This window comes from Streptomyces sp. NPDC028308 (assembly GCF_055565855.1).
This window is the reverse complement of sequence record NZ_JBVHTO010000013.1, coordinates 178012-193790: the sequence shown is the minus strand read 5'-3', so window position 1 is coordinate 193790 and position 15779 is coordinate 178012. Positions and strand designations below refer to the sequence as shown.

Here is a 15779-nt window from a genome sequence, read left to right as displayed (position 1 = left end):
CAAGGTACTGGAGGCCGCTGTGACGGGCGATGGGCCTGTGGACAGTGGGGCCGGGGGCGGCGCGTTAGGCTCGGCCGCATGGCCGATACCCCGCTTGACCTCACGCTGGACGCCGCCGAGCTCACCGCGCGGCTCGTCGACTTCCCCTCGGAGAGCGGCAGCGAGAAGCCGCTCGCGGACGCCGTCGAGGCCGCGCTGCGCGCCCTGCCGCACCTGACGGTCGACCGGTACGGCAACAACGTGGTGGCCCGTACGAACCTGGGCCGCGCCGAGCGGGTCGTCCTGGCCGGCCACATCGACACCGTCCCGATCGCGGGCAACGTGCCGTCCCGGCTCGACGAGGACGGCGTCCTGTGGGGCTGCGGCACCTGCGACATGAAGTCGGGCGTGGCGGTGCAGCTGCGCATCGCGGCCACCGTCCCCGAGCCCAACCGCGACCTCACCTTCGTCTTCTACGACAACGAGGAGGTCGCGGCGCACCTCAACGGCCTCAAGCACGTGGCCGAGGCGCACCCCGACTGGCTGGCGGGCGACTTCGCGATCCTCCTGGAACCGACGGACGGCCAGGTGGAGGGCGGCTGCCAGGGCACCCTGCGGATGCTGCTCAGGTTCACGGGGGAGCGGGCGCACTCCGCGCGCGCGTGGATGGGCTCCAACGCGATCCACGCGGCGGCCCCGGCCCTGGCCAGGCTGGCCGCGTACGAGCCGCGGCGGCCCGTCGTGGACGGCCTGCGCTTCCACGAGGGCCTCAACGCCGTGCGCGTCGAGGGCGGCGTCGCCACGAACGTCATCCCCGACGCCTGCACGCTCGTCGTGAACTTCCGGTACGCCCCGGACCGCAGCGAGGCGGAGGCGGAGGCCTTCGTGCGCGAGTACTTCGCCGACTGCGGGGTCGACGAGTTCGTCGTCGACGACCACACCGGGGGCGCCCGCCCCGGCCTGACGCACCCGGCCGCCGCCGCCTTCCTCGCGGCCGTCGGCGGCGAGGCCCGCCCCAAGTTCGGCTGGACCGACGTCGCCCGCTTCAGCTCGCTCGGGGTGCCCGCCGTGAACTACGGACCCGGCGAACCCCTCCTGGCCCACAAGACGGACGAGCGGGTCACGGCCTCCCTGATCCCCGAGGCCGAGGAGCGGCTGCGGGCCTGGCTGACGGCCTGACAGCCCCGGCCGCCGCCACGGCGGTTCACCGCGGACATGCGCAGGTCCCCCCTCCGTAACCCGCGTAGATCTACGCTGGGGTGGAACTACCGCAAGCGGAGGGAGCGGACATGGCTACCGGCAACCCCGAGGGCAAGAAGCGGCCACCGGAGGAGCAGCGGCTGGGACCGGTGCTGCGCAGGCGGGACCAGGTGCAGGCGAGCACCACCGACCAGCGGCTGCTCGACGAGCGTGCCCCGTCCGACTGGGTGCACACCGACCCCTGGCGGGTCCTGCGCATCCAGTCGGAATTCATCGAGGGCTTCGGCACGCTGGCCGAACTGCCGCCCGCGATCAGCGTGTTCGGCTCGGCCCGCACCCCGGCGGACTCCCCGGAGTACGCGGCGGGCGTGGAGCTCGGCCGCGGTCTGGTCGAGGCGGGCTTCGCCGTGATCACCGGCGGCGGGCCCGGCGCCATGGAGGCCGCCAACAAGGGCGCCTGCGAGGCCAAGGGCATCTCCGTCGGCCTCGGTATCGAACTGCCCTTCGAGCAAGGGCTCAACAAGTACGTCGACATCGGCCTGAACTTCCGCTACTTCTTCGTGCGGAAGATGATGTTCGTGAAGTACGCCCAGGGATTCGTGGTGCTCCCCGGCGGCCTCGGCACCCTGGACGAGCTCTTCGAGGCGCTCACCCTCGTCCAGACCCAGAAGGTCACCCAGTTCCCCATCGTCCTCTTCGGCACGGAGTACTGGGGCGGCCTCGTCGACTGGCTCAAGAACACGCTGATCGCCCAGGGCAAGGCCTCCGAGAAGGACCTGCTCCTGTTCCACCTCACGGACGACGTGGACGAGGCGGTCGCCCTGGTCTCCAAGGAGGCGGGCCGCTAGGGCCTGTCGTTTGGATCAGGCCGGTGTCGCGGGGTCTGGCACGCACATCTGCGGCGTTGTCGTCGGTCGCCGAAGCTCCGCTTCGACTCCCTCCTCCGCCTTGCAGCTGCACGCACCAGACCCCGCTCGGGTCGGCTGGGACAAACCGTCTGTCACGGCCGGCCTGATCCAAACGACAGACCCTAGCTCCACGGCGCGGCCGTCCGGCCGGGACCCCCGGCCGGACGGCCGCGCTACGCCAGTCCCCGGCGGGCCACGGCCGGCGGCCGGTGGCCGGCGATGGACGCCACCATGTCGAGCACCTGCCGGGTCTCCGCGACCTCGTGGACGCGGTACACCTGCGCCCCCAGCCACGCCGACACCGCGGTCGTGGCCAGCGTCCCGACCAGCCGTTCCTTGACCGGCCTGTCGAGGGTCTCCCCGACGAAGTCCTTGTTGGACAGGGAGACGAGCACGGGCCAGCCCGTGTCCACCATCTCGCCCAGCCGCCGGGTCGCCTCCAGACTGTGCCGGGTGTTCTTCCCGAAGTCGTGCCCCGGGTCGATCAGCACCGACTCCCGCGGCACCCCCAGCGCCACCGCCCGCTCGGCCAGCCCGACGGTCACCCGCAGGATGTCGTCCATGACGTCGCCGTACGTGATCCGGTGCGGACGCGTCCGCGGCTCGGAACCACCCGCGTGCGTGCACACGAGCCCCGCCCCGTACCGCGCGGCCACCTCCGCCAGCCGCGGATCGACGCCGCCCCAGGCGTCGTTGAGCAGATCGGCGCCCGCCTCGCAGACCGCCTCCCCGACCTCGTGCCGCCAGGTGTCGACGCTGATCACCACGTCCGGGAACCGGCGCCGCACCTCGGCGACGAAACCGACCGTGCGGCGGGCCTCCTCCTCGGCCGTGACCTCCTCGCCCGGTCCGGCCTTGACCCCGCCGATGTCCACGACGGCCGCGCCCTCGGCCACCGCCTGCTCGACGCGGGCGAGCGCCGGCTCGTCGAGGAACGTGGCCCCCTGGTCGTAGAAGGAGTCCGGGGTGCGGTTCACGATCGCCATGATCACCGGCTCGTGCGTGTCGAATTCACGCCTGCCCAGCCTGAGCATCCCCTGTGACCTCTCCTCGTGTCCTCGTGGTTCCCGCAGTTCGACCGCCTGCGACCCTAGCTGTCAGAGTCGCATGGCACGATCGGACCCTGACACTTCCGATACTTTCCACGTCGGCGCGCCCCGCGTCGGCACCAGAGCGTGGGGACCTCAGCGATGTTCATGTTCTTGTTCCTGGTCGTCGCGCTCGCCGTCGTGGTCGCCGCGGTCACCCTGGCCGTGGTGGGCGGCGGCGAGAGCGGCCCCCTGACCGACCCCGCGCCCGAGCGGCTGGAGGACCCCCTCCCGCCGCACCGCCCGGTGAACCGCGCCGACGTGGACCTGCTGCGCTTCCCGGTCGCCGTCCGCGGCTACCGCATGGCCGACGTCGACGACGCCCTCGGCCGCCTCGGCGCCGAGATCGCCGAGCGGGACGCCCGGATCGCGGACCTTGAGGCCGCCCTCGCCGGCGCCCGCGCGTCCGCCGCCACGTCGCTGCGCAAGCCCTCCGAGGACGACCGTTGAGCGCCGCCCTACCCGGCGCCGACGGGACGCTGCGCTGCCCCTGGGCGCTGTCGACCGAGGAGTACGTGGCCTACCACGACGAGGAGTGGGGCCGCCCGGTGCACGGCGACGACGCCCTGTACGAGCGGCTGTGCCTGGAGGCCTTCCAGTCGGGCCTGTCCTGGATCACCATCCTGCGGCGGCGCCCCGGCTTCCGCGCCGCCTTCGCCGGTTTCGAGATCGCCGAGGTGGCGGCCTTCAACGGCGAGGACGCCGAGCGGCTCCTCGCCGACCCCGGCATCATCCGCAACCGCGCCAAGATCGAGGCGACGCTCGCCAACGCGCGCGTGCTCGCCGACTGGGCGCCGGGCGAGCTGGACGAACTGATCTGGTCCTTCGCCCCCGACCCGGCGTCCCGCCCGGCTCCGCGCACCCTCGCGGACGTCCCCGCCGTCACCCCCGAGTCGACCGCGCTGTCCAAGGCGCTCAAGAAGAGGGGCATCCGCTTCGTGGGGCCGACGACGGCGTACGCCCTGATGCAGGCGTGCGGCCTGGTCGACGACCACCTCGCCGACTGCGCGTCCCGGGGCCGCTGAGCCGCCCCGGGAGCACGGCCTAACGGCCCAGGTACTTCGGCCTCTCCTTGGCGAGGAACGCCTGCACGGCGATCGTGTGGTCCTCGGACGCGCCCGCCCGGGACTGCAGCTCGTCCTCCTTCTCCAGGGACTCGTCCAGGGAGTGGGAGAGGGCGTAGGCGAGGGACTCCTTGAGGGCGGCGTACGCGAGCGTCGGGCCCTCGGCGAGGGTCCGGGCCAGCTTGGCGCCCTCGGCGGCCAGCTCGGCGGAGGGCACGATTCGGTTGGCGATGCCCAGGTCGTAGGCCTCCTGCGCGGAGATGCTGCGCGGGAAGAGCAGCAGGTCGGCGGCCCGGCTGGGGCCCACGACCCGCGGCAGGGTCCACGAGATGCCCGAGTCGGCGGTCAGCGCGACACCGGCGAAGGAGGTGTTGAAGGTCGCCGTGTCCGCGACGATCCGGTAGTCCGCGGCGAGCGCGAAACCGAAGCCGGCTCCGGCCGCGACGCCGTTCACCGCCGCCACCACCGGCTTCGCCGCACCGGTCAGCGCCCGCAGGATCGGGTTGTAGTGCTCACGCACCGTGCTCATGACGCCGTCGCCGGCGCCCGACTCCCGCGCCGTGAGCAGCCCGCCCACGTGCTCCTTCAGGTCCTGGCCCACGCAGAACGCCCGGTCCCCGGCCGCGGTCAGCAGCACGGCCCGCACGGCGTCGTCCCCGGCGGCGGCCTGCGCGGCGTCCCGGAGGGCGACCTTGGCCTCGTTGTTCATCGCGTTCATCGCCTCGGGGCGGTTCAGCGTGATCGTCGCGAGTCCGTCGCTCACCTCGTAGAGCACGGTGTCGGCCATGGTGGGGTCCCCTCCGGTGTCGCGGCTCCGTCGTACCGGCCGGTACGCACTGCTTCCGAGGACAGCATGGCGGAGATCGCCGACGGTGGCGCGAGCCCGACATGTGACCTGCGTCAAAGAATTCCGCGGCGGGAAAGTCCGTGCGGCGGCGCAGTATCGCAGTCACACCGCCGAATTGAGTGGTTTTGCTCAAGCGCGTTGCGCAAGCGATGCCGACTGATGTTGGTCATCGGGTCCTGAGATGCGGGATAATGGCCTGGAAGCAATGTGTTCGATGCCGGTGACGTGTGTCCTATGAGGGGACGTGCGTGCCCTCCTAAGGGGCCGTCGGCGACGATGAGCTGGTTTCAGGAAGGGGAACGAGCATGGCGGCCATGAAGCCGCGGACGGGCGATGGCCCGCTCGAGGTGACCAAGGAGGGGCGGGGCATCGTCATGCGCGTTCCGCTCGAAGGCGGCGGTCGGCTCGTCGTCGAGCTGACCCCTGACGAGGCCGACGCGCTTGGCGACGCCCTCAAGAAGGTCGTCGGCTGACGCGGAACGCGACCCTATCTTTACAGCTGTCCCGGCATCGTACGCGGTGCCGGGACACTGTGTTTCGAGGGGTGCCGCGCCGCCTCCCCGAGGCTCCGGATGTGACGTTCGGCCTGGTCAGCGCCTTGCGGCGGGGTGCGATGTCAGCGCTTGACGGCGCAGAGCAGCCCGTCGCCCACGGGGAGCAGCGAGGGCACCAGCTCCTGGCTCTCGCGCACCGCGCGCAGCAGTTCCCGCAGCCGCCCGACCTCCGCGGGCTGCGGTCCCGAGTCCACCGTGCGGCCGTCCGCGAAGACGCCCTCGAAGACCACGAGCCCGCCCGGCCGCAACAGGCGCAACGATTCAGCGAGGTAGTCCAGGCACTCCAGACGGTCACCGTCGCAGAAGACGAGGTCGTAGCCGCTGTCCGCGAGCCGGGGCAGGACCTCCAGGGCGCGGCCCGGGATGAAGCGGGCGCGGTTGCTGGCGAAACCGGCGGCCCGGAAGGCCTGGCGGGCGAACTGCTGGCGCTCCGGCTCCGGATCCACGGTGGTCAGTACCCCGTCCGGCCGCATGCCGTGCAGGAGATGAATACCGGAGACCCCGGTCCCGGTACCGATCTCCGCCACCGCTTTCGCGTCCACGGTGGCGGCGAGCAACCGCAGCGCGGCACCCGTGCCGGGCGACACCGAGCGCAGCCCTGCTTCCCGGGCCCGGTCCCGGGCCCAGCGCAGCGCCTCTTCCTCGGCGACAAAGGCGTCGGCGAACGCCCAGCTCGTCTGCCGGTTGCCGGTAATGACCCTCTCCTGTCCCCGTAGTTGCCTGGCCGTGACTGTATCCGTTGCCGTCGGGAACCCGCAGATGGGACCAGGCGTTTAGGAGAGTGGGGAAGGCAGTGGGGGGACGCTGATGGATCGGGACACCGAGCAAGTGCTGACGCAGCCGCAGAAGGCCGCATCAAATTCTCGTAAAACCGCTTATCCGGAGCTAACGGGCGAGGTGGCTATGGTAGGGGCTCCGCTGGATACCACCAGAGCCGACAGGGGAGGTGCGGCAGCGCCTGTGGATCGGGGAGGAGTGCTGCGGCGCTTTCTCAGGTCGGCGGGTGAGCCGAAATCCGTGATTGACACCGCTGACCGTTCCCACACCGCTGAGTCCGCGCAGACCGCGACTTTCGCCTCCGACGCGGACCCGCAGGCGTGGACTCCGCCCACCTGGGAGGAGATCGTCAGCACGCACAGCGGCCGGGTCTACCGGCTCGCCTACCGCCTGACCGGCAATCAGCACGACGCCGAGGACCTCACGCAGGAGGTCTTCGTCCGCGTCTTCCGCTCGCTGTCGACGTACACGCCCGGCACCTTCGAGGGCTGGCTGCACCGCATCACCACGAACCTCTTCCTGGACATGGTGCGCCGCAAGCAGCGCATCCGCTTCGACGCCCTCGGCGACGACGCGGCCGAGCGCCTCCCCAGCCGCGAGCCCTCGCCCCAACAGGTCTTCAACGACGCGCACTTCGACGCCGACGTCCAGCAGGCGCTGGATACCCTCGCGCCGGAGTTCCGCGCCGCCGTCGTCCTGTGCGACATCGAGGGCCTCTCCTACGAGGAGATCGCCGCGACCCTGGGCGTCAAGCTCGGTACGGTCCGCAGCCGCATCCACCGCGGCCGCTCCCAGCTGCGCAAGGCCCTCGCACACCGCTCTCCGGAAGCCCGCGCCGAGCGCCGCGGCTTCGCAGTCACGGGAGTCCCCGCGCTGGGAGGAGGGGGCGCGACCGCGTGAGTGGAATCCGGCCCGACCCCGCCGAACGGCGCGTGGCAGACCAGCACCTGGGAGACCGCCTCTCCGCCCTGGTGGACGGAGAGCTCGGCCACGACTCGCGCGAGCGCGTCCTGGCCCATCTCGCCACCTGCGCGAAGTGCAAGGCCGAGGCGGACGCCCAGCGCCGCCTCAAGAACGTGTTCGCGGAAGTCGCACCCCCGCCCCCCTCCGAGAGTTTCCTGGCCCGTCTTCAGGGGCTCCCCGGCGGAGGCGACTCCGGCGACGGCGGCCCGCCCGGCGGCGGCGCGTTCTTCGGAAGACTTCCCGGCTCCGACCGGCACTCAGGCGTCGCCGGGGTCTTCGGAGTGACGGCTGAGTCCTTCGGCTACGTGCCCGCCCGGCCGCATGCCGACGTGCTGCCCCCCTCGTCCGGACGCGGCTTCCGCATCCACGACGTCGGCCGGCACGAGACCGACCGCTCGGCCTCGCGCGGACTGCGGTTCGCGTTCGCCGCGGCGGGCGCGGTGTCACTGGCCGCCGTCGCCCTCGGCGGGGTGTCCACGGGCGTGCCCGGCGACACCGCGGACGCGCGAGGCGGTTCCGGCTCGGGGAGCAACGTGACACCGCTGCGCAGCCAGGGCACCGGCGGTGCGACGACCCCCGACTCCCAGCGCCGGCGGACTCTCGGCCCGGTGCTCGCCCAAGGGCAGCGGACGCCGGGTGACGGCCCTGTCATACCGACCTCGCTGTCCGCGCCCCTGCTGCCCGGAGTCCCCACTCCGTCCGCGGGACAGGAGGCCATCCACACGCTGACCACGCCCATCGTGGCCGGCGCGGCCGCCATGTCCCCGCTGATACGTCCGCTCGCCACGGCCCAGACCGTCGAGCCGGCCATCTGGTCGGCGGACTGGGACGTCGTGAGACCGGGCCTGCTGACCGCGCCGCCGCAGACCGCGTCCCCCACGCCCTCTCCGTCCTCTTCGCGCACTCCCTAGACCTCGTCCGCCCGTTCACGCCTGCCCCGCGCGCGTGCTTCTACTCCTCCCGGCACCGCGCGGACCGGGTGCGGTCCCGTACGAGGTCCCGTGCCCTGCTCCCGGGCCGCCGCGAGCCTGACGCGCGGGGACGGCCGGACCGGCCTCCGGGAAGCTCGCGACCGGCCGGGCAGGCACCGGGACCTGCCGATCTCTGCGCGGCGGTCCGTGAACCTGGTTGAATCCAGGGTGGGCCGCGCCGTGGGAGGGATCCGGGCGCGGAGTCGACAATCTGCGGTGACCGCCGGTGCCGTCGTGCCGCGGGCCGGGTGTGGGGAGAGCATGGACCAGGGGAAGCCCGCGAGGACGAAGTGGTGGAGCAGGCCCCGGCCGGACGGTGCGGAGAGCGACCCGGTCACGCCGGTGCCCTCCGACCCGGAGGGGACCCCGGAAACCGGCCTCGCGACGGCGACCGCCCACGACGGCGACTTCGAACTGGAGCGGCCCCTGCCGAGAGCGACCGAAGCCGGTGCCGACCTCGACGCTGGCTCCGACTTGGAGTCGAGCGGTCCTGCCCCGGCGTCCGACGCCGACTCCGGCGACGACTTCGAGCTGAGCCGTCCCCTCCCGGCGACCGGTGCCGGTGCCGACAGCGAGACCGAGTCGGGCGGTCCCGTCCGGGCGTCCGACGCCGACGCCGACCCCGGCGACGACTTCGAGCTGAGCCGCCCCCTCCCGGCGTCCGGTGCCGACGGAGACTTCGGGTCGCGCGGTGCCGCTCCGGCGTCCGTTGCCGACAGCGACTCCGGATCGGGCGGTGGCGTCCCGGCGTCCGGTGACGACTCCGGTGCCGACTTCGAGCTGAGCCGTCCCGCCGCGGCGGATGCCCGTGCCGACGGCGATTTCGAACTGGCGCGGCCCGGGGCGGACCCAGGGACGTCCGTGCAGGTGCCCGAGGCCGCGTCCGCGCCGGTGCCGGACCCCGTCTCTCCTGCCGTCTCGGCCGACGTGCCCCACCCCGCACCGCCCGCCGACGCCGCCGTGGCCCCCGTAGGCGCCCCCGCCGAGCGTCCCCGGCCGCTGCACGCTCCCGACCCCTACAGCACCCCTCCGTACGGCGAGCCCGGCCCCTGGGCGCCCGCCCCGCCGGTCCAGCACCCGCGAGCCGCCGCGACCCCGCCCGCCGTACCGCCGGGAGCCTCCTCCGCGCCCCTGCCGGTCACCCAGGCGCCGCACCCCGCCGCATCCCAGATCGCGCCCCCGCCGGTCGCCCAGGGCGTGCCGCATCCCGCCGTGCCGCACGGAACCGATCCGGGCGTCGCCGCACCCGTACCCGCCCCCGTCCAGGGCGTCCCGCAGGGGACCGGTGTGGCACCCGCGCCACTGCCGGCCGTCGGGACGGGTGGGGCCGCGCCGCACGTACCGATGGCCGACGGGGGTGCCGGGGCGGGAGCCGAAGGGCCCGCGCCCTGGCGGAACTACGATCCCTGGGCCGCGTCCGGGCCGCTCCAGCTGAACGGGGCGGCCGTCCCGTCGCGGACCCAGCGCCGCAGGAAGGCGAAGCGGATCCTGATCGGCGGCGCCCTCCTCATCGCGCTGCTGTCCGGCGGCGTCGGCGGCCTCGTGGGTGCCTACCTGGAACGCAATGGCGGGATGGTGGACGTCGAGCTGCCGCAGGCCGGCAAGGAGCCGAACGACCGGGCGCCCGGCACCGTCGCCGGGATCGCGGCCGGCGCGCTGCCCGGCGTCGTCACGCTGCACGTGCGCGGCTCGGAGGACCAGGGCACCGGCACCGGCTTCGTGCTGGACGGCGCGGGCCACATCCTCACCAACAACCACGTGGTCGAGCCCGCCGGAAAGGGCGGGGAGATAACCGTGACGTTCAGCGGGGGCGAGAGCGCCACCGCCGAGGTGGTCGGACGGGACAGCGGCTACGACCTCGCCGTCGTCAAGGTCAGCTCGGTCAGCGGGCTCAAGCCGCTGCCGCTGGGCAACTCCGACAACGTGCAGGTCGGCGACGCCGTCGTCGCCATCGGAGCGCCCTTCGACCTCCCCAACACCGTGACCTCCGGGATCATCAGCGCCAAGGAGCGGCCCATCACCGCGGGCGGTGAGAAGGGCGGCAGCAGCGACGTCTCGTACGTGGACGCCCTGCAGACCGATGCCCCCATCAACCCCGGCAACTCCGGTGGTCCCCTCCTCGACTCCAAGGGCCGGGTCATCGGCATCAACAGCGCCATCCGGTCCGCCGACAGCAGCTCCGACCTGGAGGGCGGCCAGTCCGGTTCCATCGGGCTCGGCTTCGCGATCCCCGTCAACCAGGGCAAGCGCGTCGCCGAGGAACTGATCAACACGGGCAGGGCGACGCACCCGGTCATCGGCGTCACCCTCGACATGGACTACGGCGGCGACGGCGCCCGCGTCGGCACCAAGGCCGACGGCGGCGGGGCCCCGGTCACCCCCGGCGGCCCCGGCGACCGGGCCGGCATCCGGGCGGGCGACGTCATCACCGAGGTCGACGGCAGGCCCGTCCACTCCGGCGAGGAGCTCATCGTCAGGATCCGCGCCCATCGTCCCGGCGACCGTCTGGAACTGACGCTGGAGCGCGACGGCACCGAGAAGCCGCTCACCCTGGTCCTCGGCTCGGCCGACGGCGACTGACGGCGACCGCGCACGGGCGGGCCGCGGCCCGCCCGGTACGGCGACCGACGGCGGACATCCCGGCGAACCCGCCGTGTACACGAAGCCGGAGGGCCCGGGACAGTACCGGACGGACACGATGGCCGGGTACCGTGGATCCGGCCCGGACCACGGAAGACCTGCCGAGGGCCGAGGACATCGCAAGGAGCTTCAGGTGTTCAATGACATAGGACCGCTCGAGCTGGTGACGCTCGTCGTCCTCGCCGTGCTCGTCTTCGGCCCGGAAAAGCTCCCGAAGATGATCCAGGACGTCACGCGCACCATCCGCAAGATCCGTGAGTTCTCGGAGAGCGCGAAGCAGGACATCCGCGAGGAGCTCGGCCCCGAGTTCAAGGACTTCGAGTTCGAGGACCTCAACCCCAAGACGTTCCTGCGCAAGCAGCTGGACAACGACGACCTGGGGCTCAAGGAGATCCGCAACGGCTTCGACCTGAAGAAGGAGATGGCCGAGGTCACGGACGCCGTCCACGGCCGCGAGAGCGAGTCCCCGGACGTGCCCGCCGTCACCGCGAACGGCAGCAGCGGCGGCTCCGTCGACATGACGAAGAAGCGCGAGAAGCTCGACGCCGACGAGCGCCCGCCCTTCGACGCCGACGCCACCTGAGCCGTACTCCGGCGCCCCGGACGGGGTCCCCCGGTCGCGCGTCCGGGCCGCAGGCCCTCGGCGTACGTGATATGAGTCATACACGTACGCCCTCGTTCACGGCCTGAACCCGCCGCGCACGCGGTCCACGCGCCGGGCGGCTTCCCGGCTGCCCGCAACGGTGTGGCTATGCTGCCCAGTTGTTGTGCGGACCAGGTGTGAGCGAGGACGCCCGCGGGGGGCGGGCCGCTCGGGTCCAACAAGAGCGAGGAGGCGTCCGGGAGATGGAGACGACAAGTCGGGTAGGCGCGCAGGCGCCGGCCGCGGAGGGCGGACAACAGGTCCCCTCCGCCCGGCGCACGGTCGACGGCTACCTGCTCGCGCCCTTCCCGTGGTACGGCCTCGACGAGGCCTTCACGGGTCCGCGCTGGCTGATGCAGGTCGGCACCTCGGCGGACGGTTCCGTCGAGCACGGGTCGATCGGGCACGGCGACGAGCCCACGGTGCGCAGCGAGTCCACCGAGGACAAGGAACGGTTCGCGGTGGTCGTGACCGTCGCCGCCAACCCCGTACGGCGTAGCGCCGACGGCACGGGAATGCTGGAGGCCACCTCGGTGTCCTCCGCGGCCTGGCTCGCCGGGGTCGGCCTGCTGTCGCTGACCTGGCCCGGGCAGATGGACCACACGCTGCGCGACGACTGGCTGGACCAGCAGACCGAGACCGCCTGGGTCCTCGCCGACGACCTGACCGGCTCCGACTGGTCCACGCTGTCGCTGCCCGTGGACGGCGTCCCCACGCCCTTCCACTACCGGGAGTCGGAGTTCGGCTGGGTCCTCGCCGGTTCCACCCAGGAGGGCGTCCACGTGGGCGCGTACGGGCGGGGGATGAGCGCGTACGGGCTCGGCTTCTCGATGATCAAGGACATCGCGGCGTACGCCTAGGCACGCCGTCGGGGACACCGAAGGGGGCGCCGTCCGACGACGGCGCCCCCTTCGTGGTGCGTGCTCGCTCCCCTGCGGGGCGGGAGGCCCCGTACGGAGCTAGAACTTGTTGCGCGGGGTGATGCCCAGCGACATGCCCGACAGGCCGCGCTGACGGCCGCCCAGCTTGCCCGCGATGGCCCGCAGGGCGGCGCCCGCCGCGGAGTCCGGGTCGGAGAGCACCACCGGCTTGCCCTCGTCGCCGCCCTCGCGCAGCCGGACGTCGATCGGGATGGAGCCGAGGACCGGCACGGTCGCGCCCGTCGTACGGGTGAGGCCGTCGGCGACGGTCTGGCCGCCGCCGGTGCCGAACACGTCGACCATCTCGCCGCAGTGCGGACAGGGCAGCCCCGACATGTTCTCGACGACGCCGACGATCTTCTGGTGGGTCTGCACGGCGATGGAGCCGGCCCGCTCGGCGACCTCGGCCGCGGCCTGCTGCGGGGTCGTGACGACGAGGATCTCCGCGTTCGGGACCAGCTGCGCGACCGAGATCGCGATGTCGCCGGTGCCCGGGGGCAGGTCGAGGAGCAGGACGTCCAGGTCGCCCCAGTACACGTCCGCCAGGAACTGCTGGAGGGCGCGGTGGAGCATCGGGCCGCGCCAGACGACCGGCGCGTTGCCCGGGGTGAACATGCCGATCGAGATGACCTTCACGCCGTGCGCGGAGGGCGGCATGATCATGTTCTCGACCTGGGTCGGACGGCCGTCGACACCCAGCATGCGGGGCACCGAGTGGCCGTAGATGTCGGCGTCGACGACGCCCACCTTCAGCCCGTCGGCCGCCATGGCCGCCGCCAGGTTCACCGTCACCGAGGACTTGCCGACGCCGCCCTTGCCGGAGGCGACCGCGTACACCCGGGTCAGCGAGCCGGGCTTGGCGAAGGGGACCTCGCGCTCGGCCTGGCCGCCGCGCAGCGCGCCCGCCAGCTCACGGCGCTGCTCGTCGCTCATGACGTCCAGCGTGACGTCGACGCGGGTGACGCCTTCGACCGCCGAGACCGCCTCGGTCACGTTCTTCGTGATGGTGTCGCGCATCGGGCAGCCGGAGACGGTCAGGTACACCGCGACCGCGACCGCTCCGTCCGCACCGATCTCCACGGACTTGACCATCCCCAGTTCGGTGATGGGTCGCTGGATCTCGGGGTCGTTCACCGTCGCCAGCGCTTCGCGCACCGCGTCTTCCGTAGCCATACGCATGATGGTACGGCGCCGGACCGGGGGGCCGGAAAGCCCTCTCACCGGTCGTCTACGTCACGTCCCCGCACGTGCTCCGCCGGGAACACCACCCTTCCGTCCCCGTGCCGCTCCTCCAGCTCCTTGACCAGATCCTCCAGTTCGGAGCGGATCCAGTCGCGGGTGGCCACCTCGCCGAGGCCGACGCGCAGCGCGGCGATCTCCCGGGTCAGGTACTCGGTGTCCGCGATCGATCGTTCGTTCTGCTTGCGGTCCTGCTCCAGATTGACCCGGTCGCGGTCGTCCTGGCGGTTCTGCGCGAGCAGGATCAGGGGGGCCGCGTAGGACGCCTGGAGCGAGAGCATCAGGGTCAGGAAGATGAACGGGTACTGGTCGAAGCGCAGGTCGCGGGGCGCGGCGATGTTCCACACCACCCACACCACGACGACCGCGGTCATCCAGACGATGAACCGCCCGGTGCCGAGGAACCGCGCGATCCGCTCCGAGAGCCGCCCGAACGCCTCCGGGTCCCACTCGGGCAGCAGCCTGCGCCGCCGCGGCAGCGGCTGGTCGAGCCGGGTGCGCGGCCGGGGTGGTGCCGCGGCCGTCCCGGCGGGCGTCCGCTCGCGGTCAGGAGCCATGAGCGGCCCCCGTGCCCTCGGCGGCCGGCGTCTCGTCGAGGTGGAACTCCGTCTCGCGCCAGTCGTCGGGCAGCATGTGGTCCAGTACGTCGTCCACGGTCACCGCGCCGAGCAGCGAGCCGCTCTCGTCGACCACGGGCGCCGCGACCATGTCGTACGTCGCGAAGAAGCCGGCCACCACGGGCAGGTCCGCGCCCGGCGCCAGCGGCTGGAGGTCGTCGTCGACGAGCGAGCCGACCAGGGTGTAGGGCGGGTCGCGCAGCAGCCGCTGGAAGTGCACCGTGCCGAGGTACTTCCCGGTCGGCGTCTCGTCCGGCGGGCGGCACACGTACACCTGTGCGGCGAGCGCGGGGGAGAGGTCGGCGTTGCGGACCCGGGCGAGGGCGTCGGCGACGGTCGCGTCCGGGCGCAGCACGATCGGCTCGGTGGTCATCAGACCGCCCGCGGTGCGGTCCTCGTACGCCATCAGCCGCCGCACGTCCGCCGCCTCGTCCGGGCGCATCAGCGCGAGCAGCCGCTCCTTGTCCGCCTCGGGCAGCTCGCCCAGCAGGTCGGCCGCGTCGTCAGGGTCCATGGCTTCCAGGACGTCGGCGGCGCGCTCCTCCTTGAGCTTGCCGAGGATCTCGATCTGGTCGTCCTCCGGGAGCTCTTCGAGGACGTCGGCGAGGCGGTCGTCGTCCAGGGCCGCGGCCACCTCGGCGCGCCGTTTCGGCGACAGGTGGTGCAGGACGTTCGCGAGGTCGGCCGGGCGCAGCTGCTCGAAGGTGGCGAGGAGGCTCTCGGCGCCCTGTCCGTGCTCCTCCAGGGAGAAGCCGGTGACGGCGGACCACTCGACGGTCAGCGTCTCGCCCCTGGCCCGCCGGAAGGTCCCGCTCTTGCCCTTGCGCACGAAGACCCGGTCGATCTCCCAGTCCCGGCGCGCGGGCAGCTGCTGGACCGACACGTCCAGGACGGTCACCTCCTCGCCGCTCTCGGCGAGCGTGACCCGCCGGTCGAGCAGCTCCCCGAACACGAGCCGTTCGGTCGGCCGCTGCTCGAAGCGGCGCACGTTGAGCACACCGGTGGTGATGACCTGGCCGGACTCGATGCCGGTGACCCGCGTCATGGGCAGGAAGATGCGGCGGCGCGTGGACAGCTCGACCACCAGGCCGAGCAGCCGGGGCGGGCGCCGTCCGACGCGCAGCATGGCGACCAGGTCGCGCACGCGGCCCACCTGATCGCCGTTCGGGTCGAAGACGGCGGTGCCGGAGAGGTGCGAGACGAAGATCCTGGGGGCGCCTGCCGCCATGCCCGGACCTCCTTCCCGTACTGGACGCTATGTGTCGCGATGTCCGCTCGGATGGGCTTCAGGCTAGCCCGTCCCGGTCGGATACGCCCTGGTGAGCGGTGCGGACGGACTGCCTCCGAAGGGCTCGCCCGACCCCGGTAC

At 72.7% G+C, this 15779-nt stretch carries 16 protein-coding genes; 10 read left to right on the top strand and 6 right to left on the bottom strand.

Translation table 11 applies throughout. From position 1 onward, the window contains the following. The first annotated feature begins 78 nt into the window (after positions 1 to 78). Together dapE and ACZ4VA_RS29715 are read left to right on the top strand one after the other, a co-directional pair. Entirely contained in the window at positions 79 to 1158 is a 1080-nt protein-coding gene (gene dapE, locus ACZ4VA_RS29720; protein ID WP_356171834.1) for a succinyl-diaminopimelate desuccinylase, read from the top strand. A gap of 110 nt (positions 1159 to 1268) precedes the next feature. Beyond that, the gene (locus ACZ4VA_RS29715) at positions 1269 to 2027 is read left to right on the top strand and encodes an LOG family protein (protein WP_355792198.1); all 759 of its coding nucleotides are present in this window, start codon (positions 1269 to 1271) and stop codon (positions 2025 to 2027) included. Between the two features lie 233 nt (positions 2028 to 2260). Here ACZ4VA_RS29715 and folP read toward each other — a convergent pair whose 3' ends face one another. Beyond that, the gene (gene folP / locus ACZ4VA_RS29710; protein WP_356171837.1) at positions 2261 to 3121 is read right to left on the bottom strand and encodes a dihydropteroate synthase; all 861 of its coding nucleotides are present in this window, start codon (positions 3119 to 3121) and stop codon (positions 2261 to 2263) included. 156 nt (positions 3122 to 3277) lie between these two features. Here folP and ACZ4VA_RS29705 point away from each other — a divergent pair, with 156 nt between their 5' ends. Together ACZ4VA_RS29705 and ACZ4VA_RS29700 are read left to right on the top strand one after the other, a co-directional pair. Continuing rightward, positions 3278 to 3625 (top strand): DivIVA domain-containing protein, encoded by a 348-nt coding sequence (locus ACZ4VA_RS29705; RefSeq protein WP_356171840.1) that lies wholly within the window; start codon positions 3278 to 3280, stop codon positions 3623 to 3625. Beyond that, positions 3622 to 4200, top strand: a complete 579-nt coding sequence (locus ACZ4VA_RS29700; protein WP_452919809.1) for a DNA-3-methyladenine glycosylase I — start codon at positions 3622 to 3624, stop codon at positions 4198 to 4200. The genes ACZ4VA_RS29705 and ACZ4VA_RS29700 overlap by 4 nt, the downstream gene beginning before the upstream one ends. Before the next feature lie 19 nt (positions 4201 to 4219). Here the strand turns inward: ACZ4VA_RS29700 and chcB are convergent, their stop codons facing one another. Further along, on the bottom strand, positions 4220 to 5026 hold the full coding sequence (gene chcB, locus ACZ4VA_RS29695; protein WP_452919806.1) for a 2-cyclohexenylcarbonyl CoA isomerase: 807 nt from the start codon (positions 5024 to 5026) through the stop codon (positions 4220 to 4222). Positions 5027 to 5391: 365 nt separating this feature from the next. Here chcB and ACZ4VA_RS29690 point away from each other — a divergent pair, with 365 nt between their 5' ends. Next, positions 5392 to 5559 carry a DUF3117 domain-containing protein gene (locus tag ACZ4VA_RS29690; RefSeq protein WP_003966491.1) on the top strand — a complete coding sequence of 56 codons (168 nt, stop codon included), beginning with the start codon at positions 5392 to 5394 and terminating at the stop codon, positions 5557 to 5559. A gap of 143 nt (positions 5560 to 5702) precedes the next feature. On the opposite strand, the gene ACZ4VA_RS29685 is transcribed toward ACZ4VA_RS29690, so the two are convergent. Next, positions 5703 to 6401, bottom strand: coding sequence for an O-methyltransferase (locus tag ACZ4VA_RS29685; RefSeq protein ID WP_355783612.1), 699 nt, complete (start codon positions 6399 to 6401; stop codon positions 5703 to 5705). Positions 6402 to 6615: 214 nt separating this feature from the next. On the opposite strand from ACZ4VA_RS29685, the gene sigE reads away from it, so the two are divergent. The 5 genes from sigE to ACZ4VA_RS29660 all read left to right on the top strand — a co-directional run bounded on the left by sigE (position 6616) and on the right by ACZ4VA_RS29660 (position 12494). Continuing rightward, positions 6616 to 7317 carry an RNA polymerase sigma factor SigE gene (sigE, locus tag ACZ4VA_RS29680; protein ID WP_355783608.1) on the top strand — a complete coding sequence of 234 codons (702 nt, stop codon included), beginning with the start codon at positions 6616 to 6618 and terminating at the stop codon, positions 7315 to 7317. Further along, a complete protein-coding gene (locus ACZ4VA_RS29675; RefSeq protein WP_468083119.1) occupies positions 7314 to 8291 on the top strand; it encodes an anti-sigma factor family protein in 978 nt (325 codons plus the stop codon). The genes sigE and ACZ4VA_RS29675 overlap by 4 nt, the downstream gene beginning before the upstream one ends. Positions 8292 to 8990: 699 nt before the next feature. Then, entirely contained in the window at positions 8991 to 10931 is a 1941-nt protein-coding gene (locus ACZ4VA_RS29670; RefSeq protein WP_468083244.1) for a S1C family serine protease, read from the top strand. Between the two features lie 193 nt (positions 10932 to 11124). Then, entirely contained in the window at positions 11125 to 11574 is a 450-nt protein-coding gene (locus ACZ4VA_RS29665) for a sec-independent translocase (RefSeq protein WP_356238217.1), read from the top strand. A gap of 263 nt (positions 11575 to 11837) precedes the next feature. After that, positions 11838 to 12494 carry a hypothetical protein gene (locus tag ACZ4VA_RS29660; RefSeq protein WP_355794436.1) on the top strand — a complete coding sequence of 219 codons (657 nt, stop codon included), beginning with the start codon at positions 11838 to 11840 and terminating at the stop codon, positions 12492 to 12494. A 99-nt stretch (positions 12495 to 12593) separates the two neighbouring features. Here the strand turns inward: ACZ4VA_RS29660 and ACZ4VA_RS29655 are convergent, their stop codons facing one another. Genes ACZ4VA_RS29655 through ACZ4VA_RS29645 form a run of 3 tightly spaced genes read right to left on the bottom strand, consistent with a single transcriptional unit; the run spans position 12594 to position 15638 of the window. Continuing rightward, a complete protein-coding gene (locus ACZ4VA_RS29655; protein ID WP_356171853.1) occupies positions 12594 to 13727 on the bottom strand; it encodes an Mrp/NBP35 family ATP-binding protein in 1134 nt (377 codons plus the stop codon). Between the two features lie 44 nt (positions 13728 to 13771). Then, positions 13772 to 14350, bottom strand: a complete 579-nt coding sequence (locus ACZ4VA_RS29650) for a DUF1003 domain-containing protein (protein ID WP_355791707.1) — start codon at positions 14348 to 14350, stop codon at positions 13772 to 13774. Next, positions 14340 to 15638 (bottom strand): magnesium transporter MgtE N-terminal domain-containing protein, encoded by a 1299-nt coding sequence (locus ACZ4VA_RS29645; RefSeq protein WP_355791704.1) that lies wholly within the window; start codon positions 15636 to 15638, stop codon positions 14340 to 14342. The genes ACZ4VA_RS29650 and ACZ4VA_RS29645 overlap by 11 nt, the downstream gene beginning before the upstream one ends. Between the last annotated feature and the right edge of the window lie 141 nt (positions 15639 to 15779).